A 19,962-nucleotide genomic window follows, 5' to 3' on the forward strand; every position below is an offset into this window, starting at 1 on the left:
AGGTAACAACAAGTGTCGTGTCGCCTCCTGTTATTTCCCCCGTTTTAAGCGAAAGGTTGAAAGCCGCAAAGCCGTCATTGTTGTCGTCGCAGACTTCCAGCGCGGTAGGCGTGACTGCATCGGGAGAACTAACAACACCTAATTGTAACGTTGTAAGAGAGAAACAATTGGTGGTATTATCCTTAACGTTTACATAAATTGTTTGAGGATTATTTCCGTCACTTGTATATAATAATGGTAACGCAGTAAGCGGATCAGCAGCAATAGCTTCCGCTGCTGTATAATAATAAGTAACTGTAACGTTTGTAGCGTTTCCGGAAATATCATCACTTTGAGTTGAAAGATCGAATTCTCCTACGTTTTGATCTGATGGAATACTACAAACAAAATAAGTTTCTACCGGAGCGATCGTAGGTAAAGGGTTAACTACCAAATTAAATGAACTTACAGAAAAACATTCTGTTGCAGTATCAGTTACTCTAATCCAAATTGTTTCTTGTGGACCAGCTGAGTAAGCGTTAGCTGGAGCAATTGGTGAATCACCTGCAATTGCAAGTGCTTCTGTAGTATAAAAACTTATATCTAAACCTGTCTGATCAGCAACTATTTCATCATATTTCGTAGTTAAATCAAATATTTCGGTTTGATCTCCCGGAGTATTTTCATCGCATAACACATAATCAGGAATATCAGAAAGAATTTCTGGTTTTGGATCTACAACAAGAGTAAGCGTTCCTAAAGTGTAACAATCAGTATTTGGATCATCTGAAGCATTTTGAACTCTAACATATATAATTTGAGTATTTGCAACGGTATTTTGAAAAGGAACCGAAGTAATTTCATTATCAGAATTTTCTGCGTCTGCCTGAGTCAAATAATAAGTAACTGCATAAGTTGCATTGCCTCCTGTGATTTCATCATTTTTTTCAGAAAGAATAAATTCTGCAAAACCATCGAAGTTGTCATCACAAACATGGAAATCTGAAGGAGTTACAGTTGCCGGAGGATCAGAAATTGTAATTTGAAAGCTATTTTCTGCGGAACAATTTGAATTAGGCGCTTGAACAAAAATATACATTAAGATACTTTCGTCAATAACATCATTTGCAAAATAAGGTGTTCCGGTACCATTTGGACCAGAGAAATAATTTCCAGAATTTAACGCAGGTAATACATAACTACCACATTCCGATACATCATCTGGACTATCAGGAACTGGGATTACGCTAGTAATAGTAAAAGGTTTAACTCTCACACAACTATTTGGATCAATAATCGTCATATATATTGTTTGAGTCTGACCAACAATATTATATGCTTGCGGAGTCGTTATAGGTGAAACTTGATTTTGTGCATCAATTGCATTTGAGTAATAACTGATATAAAACTCACTTGCATCTGGAAGACCTGCTAAAACAGTAGCAGTGTTTTGAGTTAAGTCAAATGGAGCATTGTTACAATTTAACAAGTTTTCTGGTTCAAGTGAACGATCTTCGAATACTTCGATTGTTACAGCTTTTGTTGTTACGACTGAAGTATTAGCACAAGTTTGGTAAACTGCTTGAGCTGTATAGGTAGTGGTTTGCGTAGGCGCAACCGTTATATTTGTATTGTTACTGATTACTGCACCATTTTCATCTAACCATGAAAAATTCACAATTGATGTTCCGCTTGGAGTAAATCTCCAAGCTTCATTAGTTGCAGTCCACGCGCCAGTATTTCTTCCTGGAGGAACCGATGCTAGCGTTCCTGCTGCATTTTGAATACCAATAAGTCCACGACCACTTTCCCATCCCATACAAGGAGTTCGTTTTTGCACGTAAACGTCAATGATATTTGAAATTTCATACATAACTATTTGGCTGGTGGTTCTGTATTGTGGGTCAGTACATGCACCTCCATAAGCAGGTACTTCGTTAAAAGATACCACAAATGCTCGACAAGGATAAGACCCTAAAACCTGATAGTTTATAACAGTATTCGGACCAGGATTGTTTGTCGTTTCCATATCTGTAAAAATACCGTAAATAGCGTTCCTTATATTAAACCCGGTATTTGGAACAGTTCCATTCAAAATATAAGGGCAATTCGCACCATACACAGTTGTATAAGGCAATCCAAAAGTAATCACTCCATTATCTCCCACCCTTACAAAGTCATAAGATTGTCCATAAAAACAAAAATCAAATGGCAAATCAAAACTTGCTGTATAATCATCGTCAGATGTAATTGGCATTTGAATACCACCTGTAAATGGAAACGGAGGACAATATGGGATTGAAGCTACCGTATATTGAGTTGTAGCTCCAATTTCTTGATAAGATGCGCTTAAGTCTCTTGTGTCACCAACATTACAAATTGCGGCAACATCAGATAAGTTAACATCCCCAGCTAAAACCGAAGCACATCCTGTTCTATTTACTGTAAAAGTAACTGTTCCAGAAATCTCGCTTGAACAACCCGCTGGATTACTATTGACTAAAACTAACGTATAAACTGTGGTTACTGCTACTGTTGGCGGTGTAAAAGTTGCTGTTCCATTAGCTCCAATAACAACGGTAAAAAATGAACCATCACTAGACTTGAAGATCACAGTTGCTCCAGGCGTTCCTGTAAAAGATAAGATTGAAGTTGTATTTGGACAGATACTCGCGTTTCCTGTAAAGGCTGCTGTTGCACGAGCGATTACTGTAATTGTCGCACTTCCGGTTGCAGCTTGACTACAATTTGGGTTTGAACTATCAGATATATTAACTAAATTATATACAAATGTTCCAGGCGCTGTAGTATTTACTGGTACGGTAACACTGCTACTTCCAGGTAAACTTGCTACTGTTTGTGTAGCTCCGCCATTAATATTATAAGAAAACGTGTATGGTGGTGTACCATTTGCACCAACAAATGTTACGACTGGGCTATTTCCTGCGTCAACACACATTTTTGCCGTTCCAGAAATTGTAGCTGTTGGAGCAGGATTAACCGAAATGGTTGACGAAGCAGTCAATGAACAAGATGAATTTCCTATAAAAGAAATATCATCGATTGCAAAGTCGCCTCCTCCATTTTCAATAATTTGAATATTTGCAAGCGTGTTAGCCACTGAATTCCATGTGTATGTGTATTGTGTCCAACCACATGCTGTGGCTGTTGGGCTTGCAACACCTTGTAAAACTCCATTTATAAATACACTTACAACGGATGGTGATGCTGCGCTAACTGATTGTAACCAATAGCTAAAAGTATAATTTTGCGCCGCACCAACGGCAATATGTTGTTCCCAAATTGTGTTATTTGTAGCACTTGTCAAACTTCCGTTAACTACTAATTGTGAACCAGTTCCTGTTGTATGATCAACGCAGTTGGTAAAACCTGTAAACCATGTATTTGGATTTGTAACAACACCATAGTCTCCGGTCGCCAAAGAGCCACTCGTTGGATTTGCATATGTATAATTCGAAATGAAGCCTAAATTACCTAAAGAAAAATCTCCATTAAAAACTAAATTTGTCGCGGGAACCGTTGAAGTTGCCGTATAAACAGTTTGTTGTGTTGGACTAACAGATTGAACTGCTCCAACATTACTCGTATTTAACGACGGATCAACTGGAACCGAAGACCAGTTGTAAGTTGAAGCTCCAGAAGCAGTCAAAAGAGTACTTGAGCCTAAACAAACATTTCCTGTTACAGGAGAAATCGCAATATTTGGAATTTCTGAAATTACAATTCCTGTTCTGGTCGCCACATCACCATTGCTATCTGTCACCGAAACATCATAAGTCCCTGGCGCCAAAGAAGTAAAAACTCCTGTCGTGTTGGTTTGAGTTGCAGAACCTGCTATTGAGTAAGAAACATAAGGTGTTATGCCTCCCTCTCCATAAACAATCACTGATCCGTTATTTGCAGACGGACAAGAGCTATTTACGGCAGAGTAATCAGCAGAAAGTACTGCCAATATACCCCTTCCTGCAGAACCTACAGGCTTTTTAGAATTATTCTTAACTGCTACATTTTGGGCACTTAACGTACTTAAAAATAGCAAGTTTAATAATAAGAGTAAAATTTTAGATCTCATTTAGGTATAATTTTAGGAGCGAAATTTACATAAATTTAAGAAACAATTATCTTAAAATTTCGATTTTTTTAATTTTAACAGCTATAGAAAATGTTTGCTTTTAATTAATTATCTTTGCTGTCTTAAAATACTTATTATAATTACATATAATTTTCGATGATAAATAACGAGGAATTTCTAGACGAAATTGGAGATAATCATATCGCGACAAATGCACAAAACCCTGTTAGAAGTGATGCTTTTGATATTAGTGATGACCAAAAAATTGAATTGATAAAAAAAGATGTTGAGAGCATCCTCCTTACTTTGGGAATGGACTTGACAGACGACAGCATGAAAGGCACGCCAAATCGCGTGGCTAAGATGTTTGTTAAAGAATTATTTGGAGGTTTAAATCCAGAGAAAAAGCCAAAAGCTTCTACTTTTGAAAACAATTACAAGTATGGAGAAATGTTGGTGGAGAAAAACATCACCTTATACTCTACTTGCGAACATCACTTACTTCCTATTATTGGTAGAGCTCACGTAGCTTATATTTCAAACGGAACTGTGGTTGGTCTTTCAAAAATGAATAGAATTGTAGAATATTTTGCAAAACGCCCGCAAGTTCAGGAACGTTTGACCATGCAGATTGTTCAAGAATTGCAGAAAGTTTTGAATACTGAGGATGTGGCTTGCGTTATTGATGCAAAACATCTTTGCGTAAATTCAAGAGGAATTAAAGATATCGAGAGCAGTACCGTTACTTCTGAATTTGGAGGTAAATTTAAAGAGGAAGCTACTCGTCGTGAATTCCTGGATTATATTAAATTTGATACGAAGTTTTAAATTGGTTAAATCGTAAATTTGTTTATTCGTTAATTTGAAAAACTGTGTCATCAGTACTCGTTATTGAATTAAGATAGAACCAAGTAACGATTTTCTAAAATAAACAATTAAAAGCCGAGTACCTATGTATGTATTTTCTTTTGAAAAATTAGAAGTCTGGCAAAATTCAAGATCGCTCCTTGCTGACATTTATAAATTAGCGAATACTTTTCCGAATTGCGAAATATATGGTATTTCTTCTCAAATTAAAAGAAGCACTGCTTCAATAGCTACTAATATTGCCGAAGGAACAGCTCGAAATACAAACAAAGACAAAGCGCATTTTTTAACAATTTCCTATTCTTCTGCTATGGAAACTTTAAATCACTTGATAATTTGCAATGATTTAAAATATATTTCGGATGAAGAATACAATTTATGCAGAGAAAAGCTTGAAAAAATTTTCAACCAAATTAATAGCTTAAAAAAATATTACTTAGAAAAAGGCTAATTTTAGTTGAATCGTAAATTCGGTTAATTATTTTATTTTGAATAAATCGGATAAACAATTTACAAATCAACGAATAAACAGTCCAACGATTAAACAATTTATGAAAAATCAATCTCTAAAAATATACAATTCCCTTTCGGGAGAAAAAGAAATTTTCAAGCCTTTGCACGAAGGAAATGTGGGAATGTATGTTTGCGGGCCAACGGTTTACAGCAATGTGCATCTTGGAAATGTGAGAACTTTTATGTCTTTTGACGTGGTTTTCAGGTATTTGCAACACATTGGCTACAAAGTTCGTTATGTTCGAAATATTACCGATGTGGGCCATGTGGTAGATGATGAAGATGAAGGCGAGGATAAAATTGCCAAGAAAGCGCGTGTCGAAAAATTGGAACCCATGGAAATAGTGCAACGTTATACTGTTGATTTTCACGAAATCTTAAAGGAATTTAATTTTTTACCGCCAAGTATTGAACCGACCGCAACTGGGCATATTATTGAGCAGATTGAAATAATAAAGAAAATTGTTGAAAACGGAATTGGATATGAATCTAACGGTTCTATTTATTTTGACGTAAGAAAGTTCAACGAAACACATAATTACGGAAAATTAAGCGGTCGAAATATCGAAGATATGATTGCCAATACTCGTGAATTGGACGGACAATCTGACAAGAGAAATCCGCAGGATTTTGCTTTATGGAAACGTGCGGAGCCAGAACATATCATGCGTTGGCCTTCCCCGTGGAGCGATGGTTTTCCGGGTTGGCACTTAGAATGTACTGCGATGAGCACCAAATATCTTGGCAATCATTTTGACATTCACGGTGGCGGAATGGATTTGAAATTTCCGCATCACGAATGCGAAATTGCACAAAACGAAGCTTGCACTGGCGAATCTCCGGTAAATTATTGGATGCACGCTAACATGCTTACATTGAACGGAAAGAAAATGGCAAAATCTACCGGAAACAATATTCTTCCGAGAGAAATTTATACTGGCGGAAGTCCGTTTTTAAGCAAAGCGTATTCGCCGTCTGTTGCTCGATTTTTTATGCTTCAGGCGCACTACAGAAGTAATTTAGATTTTACCGATGATGCAATCGCTGCTGCAGAAAAAGGTTTTGTACGTTTGATGGAAGCTTATGATACGATTTCAGAAATTACGCCTTCGAGCAGTTCTTCGATTGACCTTCACGCTTGGATTTCATTGTGCTATGATGCAATGAACGACGATTTTAATACACCGATTTTGATTGCACAGCTTTTTGAAGCCGTTCGTTATATCAATTTATTGAAAGAAAATAAAGAAACGATTACCACGGAAGATTTGGCTTTACTGACCAAAACAATGGAGTCTTTCTTGTTTGATGTTTTAGGTTTGACAAGCGAAAAATCCGTTGGAAATACTGAAAAATTAGACAGCGTTGTCAATATGTTAATCGGGATGCGAAACGAAGCGAGAGCCAATAAAGATTTTGCTCTTTCGGATAAAATTCGTGACCAATTAACCACCCTTGGAATCAATTTAAAAGATGGAAAAGACGGAACCACGTTTTCTATAAATTAAGACAAAATGATGAAGCTAATCAGTTTCATCATTTTTGTTTAAAGCAATTTTTGCCTTGAATTTAAAAAAAATCCTTATATCGCCTTTTGTATTGCTGATTCGGTTTTACCAAGTTGGCATTTCCCCTTTTCTACCTTCGGCTTGCCGATATGAACCCACTTGTTCTCAATACACATTGGAAGCTTTGCAAAAACACGGTTTATTTAAGGGAGGATTTTTAGGAGCAAAACGCATCTTGAGTTGTAATCCTTGGGGCGGAAAAGGTTATGATCCAGTTCCAGAAAAAGGGTGCAAACACAAACATTAACTCGTTTTTTTGAATACGATTAAATTCAAATCTTTATTTTTACGCATAATTAAGAAATAAAAAATATGACTACAGCTCTAAACATTGTTTGGAATCCATCAGAAGGTATTGATTTAGGTTTTTTTGTAATTCGTTTTTACAGCCTAATGTTCGTTGTTGCCTTTGTTTTAGGATGGTATTTGATGAAAAAAATCTTCGAACGCGAAAATGAAACAATTGAAAAATTAGATACCTTATTTATCTATACTTTTTTCGCCACGTTAATTGGAGCGAGATTGGGTCATGTTATTTTTTATCAATCTGAATTGTTTAGAGAAGATTTTTGGGCTGTTTTTCTACCAATCAGAACGAAACCAGAATTTGAATTCACCGGATTTTCTGGATTAGCGAGCCACGGCGCTGCCATTGCAATCATCATTATGATGTATTTTTACAGCAAAAAAGTGATTCACAGACCTTTGCTTTGGATTTTAGATCGAATCGTAATTCCGGTGGCGAGCGGTGCTATTTTCGTGAGATTAGGAAACTTTTTTAATTCGGAAATTGTAGGTCATGAAACAAATTCTGCTTTTGGAATCAAATTTTTGAGAGATAGCATCAAGCCAAACGTCGCACTGGCTGAAACAAAGGCAAATAATATAAATGTTGCTTATAATGAAATTGCTACAAATCCACAATATGAAGCAATTTTACAGCAAGTTCCAGCGAAACATCCAGCACAATTGTATGAAGCAATCGGATACGTAATTGTATTTGCTGTTGTATTTTATTTGTATTGGAAAACTGAAGCAAGAGAAAAATCTGGATACCTACTAGGAGTATTTTTAGTATTGCTTTGGACAGTACGATTTATAGTCGAATATGTAAAAGAATCGCAAGGCGGCATTGAAAAAGAACTCGGCGATTACTTAGGAATTCACCTTTCAACCGGACAATGGCTAAGTATTCCTTTCATAATCATCGGATTGTTTTTAATGTTCAATGCTAAAAAGAAAGTGAATTCACTTTAAGATATATTTTCCACTTATTAGAAAGAGAGCGTCATGCTCTCTTTTTTTATGCTTATTGCTCTAATTAATAAGAGTTGCCAAAACAATACAGCTTGTCATTTAAATGATTACGGAATCTCTTTATATCAAGCCAAAAGGAGCTCTTTTAAAGGATTAATTTACGCATAAATGCAATTGATCCTCTTCTTACGTGATTAAGTCTAAACAAGTAGAAAATCTACTGAAAATTTAAAAAAAGAATAAGCAATAATCGTTGATTCCAAAGAGAAAGATTCACAAGCGAATTAGATAATCCAACTTAGTGTAAACAAAAAAAAGACCCAATCACTTGGGTCTTTTTTATATAGAATAATAAAATATTAAACTGTTTCTTCTTTTGCATTGTTGTGCAAGTCTTCAATTCTTTTGTGCTCAGCATCTGAGATAGAATCCACAAGAACCGGAGTTGCGATGAACAATGAAGAGTAAGTACCAACAACGATACCGATCAACATTGCGAAGATAAATCCTCTGATTGATTCTCCGCCGAAGATAAACATGATCAATAATACCATTACCATTGTCAAAGAAGTATTGATTGTTCTTGACATTGTTGTATTAATCGATCTGTTTACAATTTCATTGAAACTTCCTTTAGTTTTACCGGCAAGATACTCACGGATTCTATCAAATACAATTACAGTATCATTCATAGAGTAACCGATAACCGTTAAGATTGCCGCGATGAAGTGTTGATCCATTTCCATGTGGAAAGGCATGAATTTGTAACATAATGAGTAGATACCCAAAACGAAGATAACATCATGCGCTACCGCCGCGATTGCACCTAAACTATATTGCCATTTTCTGAAACTTACCATCAAATAAAGGAATACAACTGCCATTGCTCCAAGAACTGCCCAGATTGAGTTTGTCTTGATGTCTTTTGCAACTGCAGGACCAACTTTTGAAGTAGAAACAACTCCGATAGTTTTTCCATCATAAGCATTTACAAATTTTTCGTAAGTCAAATCACCGCTGTAGTATTTTTTCAAACTATTGAAAAGAATTTTATTCGCTTCAACGTCCGCTTCAGAACTTGGATCTTCAATTTTATATTTTGTAACAATTTTCAACTGCTCTTTGTCTCCAAGAACCTTTGCTTGCACCCCGCTTCCAAAAGCAGCAGCGTCAGAAAGCTCGTCAGCAACTTGCGAAGCTTCAACTGGTTTTTCAAAACGTACTTGGTACGTTCTTCCTCCAACGAAATCGACACCTTCATCAAGACCATTGATAAACAATGAAGCAATACTGATGATTACTACACAGCTAGAGAAAATATATGTAATTTTCTTTTTACCTAAGAAATCGTAGTGGAAGTTTGTGAACCAGTTTTTAGACATTGAAGTAACAAACGTCAAGTTGTTTTTTCTTGCAATACTCCACTCTAGTAAAATTCTAGTGATGAAGATTGAAGTAAACAATGAGGTAAAAATACCGATCAACAAAGTTGTTGCAAAACCTTTAATTGGTCCTGTACCAAAAATGAAAAGAACGGCTCCAGTCAAAACGTGCGTTACGTTCGCATCCGTAATAGATGACATTGCACCTCTCCAGCTGAATGAAACTTTTACAGCTTCTTCAAGCGTTTTTCCTAATCGTAATTCTTCTTTTGCTCTTTCATAAATAATGATATTGGCATCGACCGCAGTACCCATTGTTAAAACGATACCAGCAATACCAGGCAATGTTAAGATCGCTCCAATACTTGCAAGAATACCAAACAGGAAAAGTAAGTTAACAATCAGAGCGATATTTGCATACCAACCTGATTTACCATAATAAACGATCATCCAAAGAGATACCAATAACAATCCAACTAAAGCTGAATTAATACCATTATCAATAGCTTCTTGACCCAACGATGGACCAACAGCATCAAACTGAACGATGTCAGCAGAAGCAGGCAATTTACCAGCTCTTAAGATGTTCGCTAAATCTTTTGTTTCAGAGATATCAAAGTTTCCTGTAATTTGAGAAATACCACCAGTGATTGCACCGCTTGTAACTCCAGGAGCTGAGTAAACTACATTATCAAGAACAATTGCAATTGAGCTTTGCTCAGCGTACGCTTTTCCTGTTAATGCTTCCCAGTCTTTTGCACCTCTACTGTTCATTACCATCTCAACAGATGGTTTACCCATTTGGTCAAATTTATCACTTGCATCAGTTACAACGCCGCCACTCATTGCTGGTTGGTTTTGTCTGTTTCCTTTTAAAGCGTATAATTCAAGAACTTCAACTTTTTTAGAATTTGGAGTTTTTGCAGGATCAACAATTTGTTTTTCTAAAACATTAATTGTAGTTGGCTTGCTCCAAACAAATTTTGCGTAACGTTGTTCACCACCAAGTAAAGATTTTACTTCAGGTTTTCTGAAATATCCCGCAACAGTTGCAGTATCTTTTGATGAAAAATATCCAAGGATTGGACCACGACCATAAGCAACCATTTTGTCAATTAACGGACTGTTTCCAGCAGCAGTTGCAGTTGAATCTGCAGATGCGTCAGTTAACAATTTTCCAAGTGTATCATTTACTGCTTTTGCAGTTTCAGCAGGCTTTACAGCAACTTCTGTTTTTTTCAAAACTTCGTTTGCTTGCATTAAGAAATTACCCATCTCAGAAGATTTGTAAGTTTCCCAAAACTCTAACTGAGCAGTACTTTGTAATAATTTTTTGATACGATCCACATCTTTAGCACCTGGAAGCTCCACTAAGATTCTTCCTGATTCACCTAATTTTTGGATGTTTGGTTGAACTACACCAAATTTATCAATACGCTCTGTCAATACTCTAAAAGCACTATCAACAGATTCGCTTACTTTTCTTTTAACGATCGTTTTAACTTGAGCATCTGTCATGTTAAACGTCACCTCTTCAAGGTTTCTGTGTGCAAAAATTTCAGCAAGTTTTACAGTACCTTTTGACTCTTGATCAAACGCAGCAAAAAATGCATCAATCGGATCTTGATTTCCAGCTCTCATATCATCAGCTTCTGCTAATGCTTTGTTGAAAATTGGATTTTTTGAATCATTTGACAATGTTTTCAAAACGTCTTTTACAGAGATTTGTAAAATTACGTTGATACCACCTTCAAGATCCAGACCTTTATTGATCTGTTTGTCTGCAACTTCTTTGTAAGTAAACTTTGTAAATCCAAGATTGTAAACAATCTCTTTTTCTTTTGAAGTTAGGTAGTCTAATTCTTTCTGTTCATCTCCGTTAGCAAAAGCTTTTGCATCACTCTTAACGCCATCGGCTACGAACGTGAAAGAAAGTTGGTAAATACTTACCAATGCAAATAAAATTGCAAAAAATTTAACGAGTCCTCTATTCTGCATTATTACTAAAAATTAATTAAATTTCTTATTATGGTGTTTTAAATAAATAAAACGAGCTAAATCAAGTAGTTACCTTAATCAGATACTACAACTTGAGTTATCCCCTTTTTTTAAAACGAGCAAATATATAATTAACCAAAAGATTAACCAATTATTTTGCTAATTATATCATAAAAAAAAGACTGCACGAAGCAGTCTTTTAATTTATAAGTTAAAAATTATGCCAAAACCGACTTTAAATCGGCATTCATATTTCTAACTGCATCTGCACTTTTTGAAAGCAATGCTTTTTCATTTTCATCTAAATTGATTGTAAGAATTTCTTCAATTCCATTTTTTCCGATGATACAAGGAACACCTAAACAAATATCGTTCTGCCCATATTCCCCTTCTAAAAATACCGAACAAGCAATCATTTTTTTTTGGTCGTTCAAGATGCTATCCACCAAATAAGCCACAGAAGCTCCCGGCGCATACCAAGCTGAAGTTCCTAATAATCCAGTTAAAGTTGCACCACCAACCATTGTATCAGCAGCCACTTTTTCTAATTCTTCCTTAGAAAGAAATTCAGATACCGGAATACCGTTATAAGAAGCCAATCTTGTCAACGGAATCATTGTCGTGTCTCCATGACCTCCGATTACCATTGCAGAAACGTCATTTGATGGTTTATCCAATGCTTTTGACAAATAATATCTAAAACGGGAACTATCCAAAGCGCCACCCATTCCGATAATTCTGTTTTTTGGAAGCCCAGTCGCTTTTAAAGTCAAATAAGTCATCGTATCCATTGGATTTGAAACAACCACGATAATCGCTTCTGGAGAAAATTTCAAGATATTTTCTGCAACTGATTTCACAATTCCAGCATTGATTCCGATTAATTCTTCTCTTGTCATCCCCGGTTTTCTAGGAATTCCAGAAGTAATCACCACAACGTCGCTGTTTGCAGTTTTAGAATAATCATTGGTAACACCTGTAATTTGTGTATTAAAACCTGTGTTTGTAGCACATTGCATCAAATCCATAGCTTTACCTTCAGCAAAACCTTCTTTGATATCTAATAAAACCACTTCGCTTGCAATTCCTCTGTATGAAATAACGTCTGCACAACTCGCGCCCACGTTACCGGCACCCACTACTGTAACTTTCATATTTATTTGTTTAATCGTTTGTTTGTTTTTTGGTTGAGTTCGGTTAATCGTTAAATGAATAATCGTTTAACTGTTGCATCAAATCAACAATTAAACGATTAATCAATAAACCTTTATGCATCAATCTTAGCGTAAACTGCGTTCTTCTCAATGAATTCACGACGAGGCGGTACCTCATCACCCATCAGCATTGAGAAAACTCTATCCGCTTCTGCAAGACTATCGATTGTAACTTGACGCAAAGTCCTGAAACCTGGATTTAAAGTAGTTTCCCACAATTGCTCCGCGTTCATTTCTCCAAGACCTTTATAACGCTGAATGTTGAAACCTGTTCCAAAACCAGAACTGATTTCATCACGCTGTGCATCTGTCCAAGCATATTCTTTTTTGTTTCCTTTTTTTACCAAATATAATGGCGGAGTTGCGATATAAACGTGACCGTTTTCAATCAACTCTTTCATAAATCTGAAGAAGAAGGTTAATATTAAGGTAGAAATATGAGAACCATCGACATCGGCATCACACATAATCACCACTTTATGGTATCTTAATTTTTCTAAGTTCAGGGCTTTTGAATCTTCCGCAGTTCCAATTGTTACACCAAGAGCCGTGAAGATATTTCTAATCTCCTCGTTCTCAAAAACCTTGTGGTGCATCGCTTTTTCTACGTTCAAAATCTTACCACGCAAAGGCAAAATCGCTTGAAACATTCTATCACGACCTTGTTTTGCAGTTCCACCCGCAGAATCTCCCTCAACAAGGAACACTTCACATTTTGCAGGGTCTTGCTCAGAGCAGTCAGATAATTTTCCTGGCAATCCGCCACCGCCCATAACGGTTTTTCTTTGCACCATTTCACGCGCTTTTTTCGCAGCGTGACGCGCTTGAGCCGCCAAGATTACTTTTTGAACGATAATTCTAGCATCATTCGGGTTTTCTTCCAAATAAGCTTCCACCATGTCACCAACAGCTTGACTTACCGGAGAAACAACTTCTCTGTTTCCAAGTTTTGTTTTTGTCTGGCCTTCGAATTGCGGTTCTGCCACTTTTACAGAAATAATAGCCGTTAAACCTTCACGGAAATCATCTCCTGTAATCTCGAATTTCAATTTTTCAAGCATTCCAGAAGCATCTGCATATTTCTTCAAAGAACGAGTCAGACCAGTTCTAAAACCTTGCAAGTGCGTTCCACCTTCGTGGGTATTAATATTATTTACGTAAGAAAAAATATTTTCAGAATAACTTGTATTGTAAATCAAAGCAACCTCAACAGGAATTTCTCCTTTTTCACTTTCCATGCTGATAACGTGCGAAATAATCGGCTCGCGGTTACCATCAAGGAAACGAATGTATTCTTTCAAACCTTCTGTCGAATGAAAAACTTCGCTTACAAATTCGCCCTTATCGTCTTTTTCTCTTTTATCTGTAAAAGTAATCGTGATTCCTTTGTTCAAATAAGAAAGCTCACGCATACGCGCTGACAAAGTATCGTATGAGAACTCTGTAGTCTGCGTAAAAATAGTGTCATCTGGATAAAAAGTCTGTCTTGTACCACGTTTTTCAGTCTCGCCAACTTGCTTAACCGGATACATCGCTTTTCCTTTTTCATACTCTTGCTCATAGATTTTTCCATCACGAAAAACCGTAGATTTCATGTGGTTTGACAATGCGTTTACCACAGAAACTCCCACCCCGTGAAGACCTCCTGAAACTTTGTATGAATCTTTATCGAATTTACCTCCGGCACCAATTTTGGTCATTACAACCTCAAGTGCAGAAACGCCTTCTTTTTTATGTAAATCAACTGGAATACCACGTCCGTTATCTTCAACAGTGATTGAATTATCTTCATTAATGGCAACTGAAATAGTGTCGCAATGGCCACCCATCGCCTCATCGATAGAGTTATCGACAACTTCATAAACTAAGTGGTGCAAACCTCTCACACCCACATCTCCAATATACATCGACGGACGCATTCTCACGTGCTCCATCCCTTCTAATGCTTGAATACTATCGGCTGAATAATTGTTCTTCTTGATTTCTTCGCTCATATAAATTTGTCTAAAAAAGGTAATTTTATGTTTAACGAACAAATATATAAAAACGGGAGCGATTTTCCTCTTAAAAAGCCATCTTTAGCACTTAAGTTATCAACATTTTGTTAGTTATAAGTTATGAATTATGAGTTATAAATTACACGATTTCCATACTGGTCATTGCGATGAATATCTTTCCCCGAAACATCGAGAAAGCGGCATTTAAAAAAAAGTTTATTGCTATTTTCAGAAGCGAATCATTCCGCATTCTTGAAATCGATTTTCCCGCTGGTTGGCATTATCTTTAATTTTTTAAAGAAAAAAATGAAAGGATAATTGCCACCATCGGGGCTATTTGAGAAGCTTTCTCGCATTTTTGGACACATTCACACCTCGACGCAATCGGAACGTATAATAATGCCACCCAGTCGGGGTTCATTTGCGACAATCCTTTTTTTCTACACTAATTTTAACCCTACGGGTTTGACAATTAAAATTGTTGATAATTTATTTCTATCAAAAAGAACACAAAAACTTAAAGAGGTGAAACTATAACAAATCCAATTTGACAGCAATACAAAACCTAAAAGGTGAAATTATTATAGAACTTAATTTGCAAAAAAATAAAATCCCAGCGGGATGATATTTTATTCACAACAATTTTCACACAATCATTCAAAAGTTTAAAAAAGTGCCTGTAGTTTCTCAAATAGCCCCGATGGTGCGATTGTTTGAACTCTTGCTTTTGCGCTAGAAAAAGCAAAGTGAGTCGCTCCAGCGGGAAAATGGATTACTGATAAATAACCGGTTTTTCGCTTCAAAAAAACAAAAAATTGTTCTTGCTTGACTTTTTTTAAACACAAAAAGCGTCACTTTTCAGCGACGCTTTTTAACAAACAAACTAAACTTCCTAATTTGAAATTTATGCGATAACATTTGGCTTTGCAATTGCAGTGTCCGCTTGCACGTGCGCTGCGTTTGCACGACCGCTTGGGTCTTGGTTTTCTTGCCATTTTGGAATCCATTTTCTCACCGTTTGCGCCGCGCTCACTTGCGGGAAATGTTTGTGAAAAATGTCTCTGTAAAAGTAAGCTTCCTTCGTTGTCGGCGTGTTGTATGTAAATCTTTCACCAGCGTGTTCTAGTTGGTAATCTGTGATTTGCGACGAGCAATAGTCAATCAATTGGTCAATCCAGTTGTAACCTACTCCGTCAGAAAATTGTTCTTTTTGTCTCCACAAAACTTCTTGTGGCAAATATGGGTCTTCTGGTGTGTCGAACGCTTTTCTCAAGATATATTTTTCTACGCCGTCGAATGTTTTTGGCTGTTTTTCTTCTGGCTTGATTTTGATTGATAAATCCAAAAATGCTTTGTCTAAAAACGGAACGCGAGCTTCTAAACCGTGCGCCATTGTTGACTTGTCAGCACGAAGTAAATCGGCCGTAAATAATTTTTGGACTCTTTCAATCGTTTCTTTTTGGAAATCTTCTGTCGATGGCGCGTTTCTGAAATACAGATAGCCTCCAAAGATTTCGTCGGCTCCTTCTCCAGACAGCACGACTTTCACGCCCATGTCTGTGATGGCTTTTGACAAGAAATACATTGGCGTGCTTGCTCTCACTGAAGTCACGTCATAGGTTTCTAAATGCCAAATCAATTTATCTAAAATGGCAATTCCTTGCTCGATTGTAAAGTGGATTTCGTGGTGTTCTGTCCCTAAAAATTCTGCCACTTTTCTTGCCGCTTTTGCATCTGGAGCTTCTGCATCTAATCCAATTGAAAAAGAGTGCAATGTTTTTCCTTTTTCTTTCAGCAAGCGCGCTGCAATTGATGATGTTAAAGAAGAATCTAAACCTCCAGAAAGCAATACGCCGATTGGCACATCGCTCATTAATCTTTTGCGTGTTGCTTCTGTCAAAGATTCACGGATTGCCGTCAAATCTAAAGCTTCGGTTGCTTTTGTGTAATCTTCATATTCTGGCTTGTAATATTTCACAAAACCAGTTTTTGGTGTATAATAATGTCCTGGAGGGAAAGTTGCGAATGTTTTGCATTGGTCTGCAATAGGTTTCATTTCTGAAGAGAAATAAACACGACCTCTTTCGTCAAGTCCATAATATAACGGTTTTACTCCGATTGCGTCTCTTCCAGCGATGAAATCGTCTCCGTCAATTACTACGAAAGCGAAATCTCCGTCAAGCATATTTAAAAAGTCATAACCAAATTCTTCATACAAATGCACAATTACTTCTGAGTCAGATTTTGTACGGAAAGTGTGCGATTTCAAAACAGTTTCTCTCAATTCTTGGTGGTTGTAGATTTCTCCGTTGTGAACCATGTAGGCAGTTTTTGTTCCTTTTATCGGTTGTTTACCAGAATGCAAATCGATAATCGACAAACGTTCGTGGCTCAAGATGTGGCCGTTTTCAGTAACATGCAAATCGCTTTCGTCTGGTCCACGATGTGACATTCTTTTAGAAAGTTGCTTTACTAATTCCTCATCTTTTCCTTTTCCTATAATTGCTAAAATTCCGCACATAACTTTATATTTTTAATCTTGATTATTTAATTGGTTATTTTGTTGAAGCAAATTTGGGTTATTTGTTTCATTTAATAAAGCTTAATTTGAATTTTAGTTATAATTTAAAACTTAAAAAAGTGTTTTGAGTGCTTTATGAAAGAATTTCTGCTTTAAACTGTAATGTTTGGTTTGAATTTATAAAAAAGAACCGCAGATTCAAAGATTAAAATATAATCTGCGAATCTGCGGTAAAAAATTAGTTTCTGAAACCTTACTCCACGCTTTCTATCAAATATTTTGTTCCGTTGATTTCGAAGGTGTAATCCACTTGCTGACCCAGAAGTTTGCTTCCTAATGGTGATTGTGGCGAAAGCGCAATAATGTTTTTGTCATCGATTTTTATTTTTGGCAACGCCGAAGACATAAATAATAAAATTCCGTTGGCTTTTATCAAGCTTCCGACGGCTATTATTTTGTTTTGTTTTGAGGCATCGATTTTGTCTAAAATATCTTTTTGTTCCAAATATTCTTTAATCTTATGATTCAGTTTTTCTTGTTCCAAATGCATCATGGACAAAGCGGTTTCGTGTTTGTCTCCTGCGGAACCTTTGGCGTCGTTTTTGGCGTCTTCGGTTAAATTTGAAATCATATCGTGAAAGACATCGATTTTATCTTGAACCAATTGCTTGTAATAGTGAAGTACTTTTTCTTTGAGAGTCATTTTTAGATTTTTTGTAAACAAAACCGCAGATTCTCAGATTTTAATTCATCCGTGAATCTGCGGTAAAAGTATAAATTATTTGGGTTTAGAAATCAAATTTATAGCTAGCTCCTAACAAAACTTGAATTCCTTGAACTGGATAATTCAACCATTTTTGGTAGTCTTGGCTCGCCAAATTATTTCCTTTTAAGAACATCGTCCATCTTTCGTTGTATTTGTAACCAACGTGTGCGTTTAAGTCGAAATAGCTATCTAAAGTTGTAACCTCTTTTTCTTCTCTCAATAATGATTTATATTCAAAAACGTCTTTTCTTTCTCCAACGAAAAATACGCTTGTTCCTGCATACCATTTATCTGTGATGTTGAAATCAAGATTTGCATTGACCTGCAATCCTGGTAAATTCCAAGCTTCTTCTTCAACGTCTGTCGTGTAACTGCTGAACGTTCCGCTAACTCCAAAAGATACATTTTTAGAAAAATCTGCTTTTAATTCTCCAAAGAAACTGATTGTTTTTACGTTGTCATAAACCACGTCGAAAGAATTTCCGAAAGCATAACCTTCTTTGTTCACATTTTCATTATTGTAAGGATTATTCAAAAACATCGCTTTTTGGTCTTCATTTTTATAAGAACCTCTGATGTTGAAACCAACATTGTTTGCGATTTTCCCTTTCATACCCACATAAATATCATATTTCTGGTCAGTTGGATTGATTCCGAACGTTGGAGTTGGCGATATAAAGAAATTTTCTTGTACCAAATCTCTATACGTATTTTGTTTCAAGCCTCCTTCAGCTCCAGCATACGCAATCATTACATCTCCCACGATTCTGTACGTTGCAGTGATTTGTGGATAGATAAAAAACTTGTTATCGCTGTTTTCATTATCCATGCTATAAAAAAGTCCAGCGCCCAAATTTACTGTCAAATCATCTTGTTGATATGTAAAACTTGGCTGAACACCAACATTTGTAAAACCATAACTTAATCCTTCACCTCCTTGATAATCTTTTTCAAAAGAACCTCCTAAATAATCCACGATAAAAGTCGCGTTAACTTTCTGTCCCGAAACTTCAAATCCAACTGTTGGTTTTACATAAAATCTGTTTTCTGAGGAACCAAAAGCATCTGAAAAGTGATTGAATTTTAACGTAGCATCTTTAAAAATACTTTCTTTTGCAGCAAATCTTCCTCCTACGTAAATATTCTGATACGTTTGTTGTGGGTCAATACTATTGATTAAATTAATTCTGTCGTTTGGATCAGCTAAATCTGTAGCAAAATCGTTTCTTAAACCATACCAATTGTAAATTTGGTGTTGATAACCGGCGTCAACGTTCCAAGAAAACTCTTTTTGTTGGTTTCCGTAAGTCAAATCTAAAGTGGTATTGTAAAATTTATCGTCAAGCAAAATATCGTCGATTCCTCCTTGTGAAGATAGATGACGAAGCATTCCGCCGATATATTCGTTTTTATTCAAGTTCTCGGTAACGAACAATTCTGCGTTTAAAGTTCCGTAGTTTCCAACGCCCAAAGTCGCATAATTACTGAACAATTTTTCTTGTTTTGATTTATCAACAGCCGCCGCTCTACCTTTTGAAGGCGTGAAAGTCGAAGCTACCGGAAATGAAAAGATATTGTACTTAATTTCTTCTTTTTTCGTATTGTCATCGTCTTCTAAAGCTGGCGTTTCCTTTACTTTAAAAGCATCAGAAATTGTTGGCGTATAAGGTTTTACAACGTTCACAACTTCCGTACCGATATTTTCGTCTTTTTTCTGTGCAAAAGTGGTTTGAAGTCCTGCAAAAACGAACAGTACCGCAATTTTATATTGAATTTTATTTGTCATAATACAAGTATTGAAATTTAG

Annotated in this window: 11 protein-coding genes and 1 pseudogene; 5 read left to right on the forward strand and 7 right to left on the reverse strand. The window is 36.2% G+C overall.

From position 1 onward, the window contains the following. Positions 1 to 4,072 (reverse strand): annotated as a pseudogene (locus ACFPVY_RS13855) (hypothetical protein); the annotation flags it as partial. Between the two features lie 156 nt (positions 4,073 to 4,228). Here ACFPVY_RS13855 and folE point away from each other — a divergent pair. The 5 genes from folE to lgt all read left to right on the forward strand — a co-directional run bounded on the left by folE (position 4,229) and on the right by lgt (position 8,277). Continuing rightward, positions 4,229 to 4,900: a GTP cyclohydrolase I FolE gene (gene folE / locus ACFPVY_RS13860; protein ID WP_379792711.1), complete on the forward strand. Its 672-nt coding sequence runs from the start codon at positions 4,229 to 4,231 to the stop codon at positions 4,898 to 4,900. Positions 4,901 to 5,024: 124 nt separating this feature from the next. Beyond that, positions 5,025 to 5,390: a four helix bundle protein gene (locus ACFPVY_RS13865; protein WP_379792712.1), complete on the forward strand. Its 366-nt coding sequence runs from the start codon at positions 5,025 to 5,027 to the stop codon at positions 5,388 to 5,390. A 100-nt stretch (positions 5,391 to 5,490) separates the two neighbouring features. Then, positions 5,491 to 6,960, forward strand: coding sequence for a cysteine--tRNA ligase (cysS, locus tag ACFPVY_RS13870; RefSeq protein WP_379792713.1), 1,470 nt, complete (start codon positions 5,491 to 5,493; stop codon positions 6,958 to 6,960). Positions 6,961 to 7,015: 55 nt separating this feature from the next. Further along, positions 7,016 to 7,267, forward strand: coding sequence for a membrane protein insertion efficiency factor YidD (gene yidD / locus ACFPVY_RS13875; protein ID WP_379792714.1), 252 nt, complete (start codon positions 7,016 to 7,018; stop codon positions 7,265 to 7,267). 65 nt (positions 7,268 to 7,332) lie between these two features. Further along, positions 7,333 to 8,277 (forward strand): prolipoprotein diacylglyceryl transferase, encoded by a 945-nt coding sequence (gene lgt, locus ACFPVY_RS13880; RefSeq protein WP_379792715.1) that lies wholly within the window; start codon positions 7,333 to 7,335, stop codon positions 8,275 to 8,277. A gap of 359 nt (positions 8,278 to 8,636) precedes the next feature. On the opposite strand, the gene secDF is transcribed toward lgt, so the two are convergent. From secDF to ACFPVY_RS13910, 6 genes are all read right to left on the reverse strand, one after another. Then, positions 8,637 to 11,657, reverse strand: a complete 3,021-nt coding sequence (gene secDF, locus ACFPVY_RS13885) for a protein translocase subunit SecDF (protein ID WP_379792716.1) — start codon at positions 11,655 to 11,657, stop codon at positions 8,637 to 8,639. 218 nt (positions 11,658 to 11,875) lie between these two features. Continuing rightward, positions 11,876 to 12,811, reverse strand: a complete 936-nt coding sequence (gene mdh / locus ACFPVY_RS13890) for a malate dehydrogenase (protein WP_379792717.1) — start codon at positions 12,809 to 12,811, stop codon at positions 11,876 to 11,878. 113 nt (positions 12,812 to 12,924) lie between these two features. After that, on the reverse strand, positions 12,925 to 14,865 hold the full coding sequence (gene gyrB / locus ACFPVY_RS13895) for a DNA topoisomerase (ATP-hydrolyzing) subunit B (protein ID WP_379792718.1): 1,941 nt from the start codon (positions 14,863 to 14,865) through the stop codon (positions 12,925 to 12,927). Between the two features lie 907 nt (positions 14,866 to 15,772). Beyond that, positions 15,773 to 17,389 (reverse strand): asparagine synthase B, encoded by a 1,617-nt coding sequence (gene asnB / locus ACFPVY_RS13900; RefSeq protein WP_379792719.1) that lies wholly within the window; start codon positions 17,387 to 17,389, stop codon positions 15,773 to 15,775. A gap of 253 nt (positions 17,390 to 17,642) precedes the next feature. After that, positions 17,643 to 18,092 carry a hypothetical protein gene (locus ACFPVY_RS13905; RefSeq protein WP_379792720.1) on the reverse strand — a complete coding sequence of 150 codons (450 nt, stop codon included), beginning with the start codon at positions 18,090 to 18,092 and terminating at the stop codon, positions 17,643 to 17,645. 85 nt (positions 18,093 to 18,177) lie between these two features. Then, on the reverse strand, positions 18,178 to 19,941 hold the full coding sequence (locus ACFPVY_RS13910; RefSeq protein ID WP_379792721.1) for a TonB-dependent receptor: 1,764 nt from the start codon (positions 19,939 to 19,941) through the stop codon (positions 18,178 to 18,180). Positions 19,942 to 19,962 lie beyond the last annotated feature (21 nt).

The organism is Flavobacterium qiangtangense (assembly GCF_042658345.1).
Taxonomy (GTDB): domain Bacteria; phylum Bacteroidota; class Bacteroidia; order Flavobacteriales; family Flavobacteriaceae; genus Flavobacterium; species Flavobacterium qiangtangense.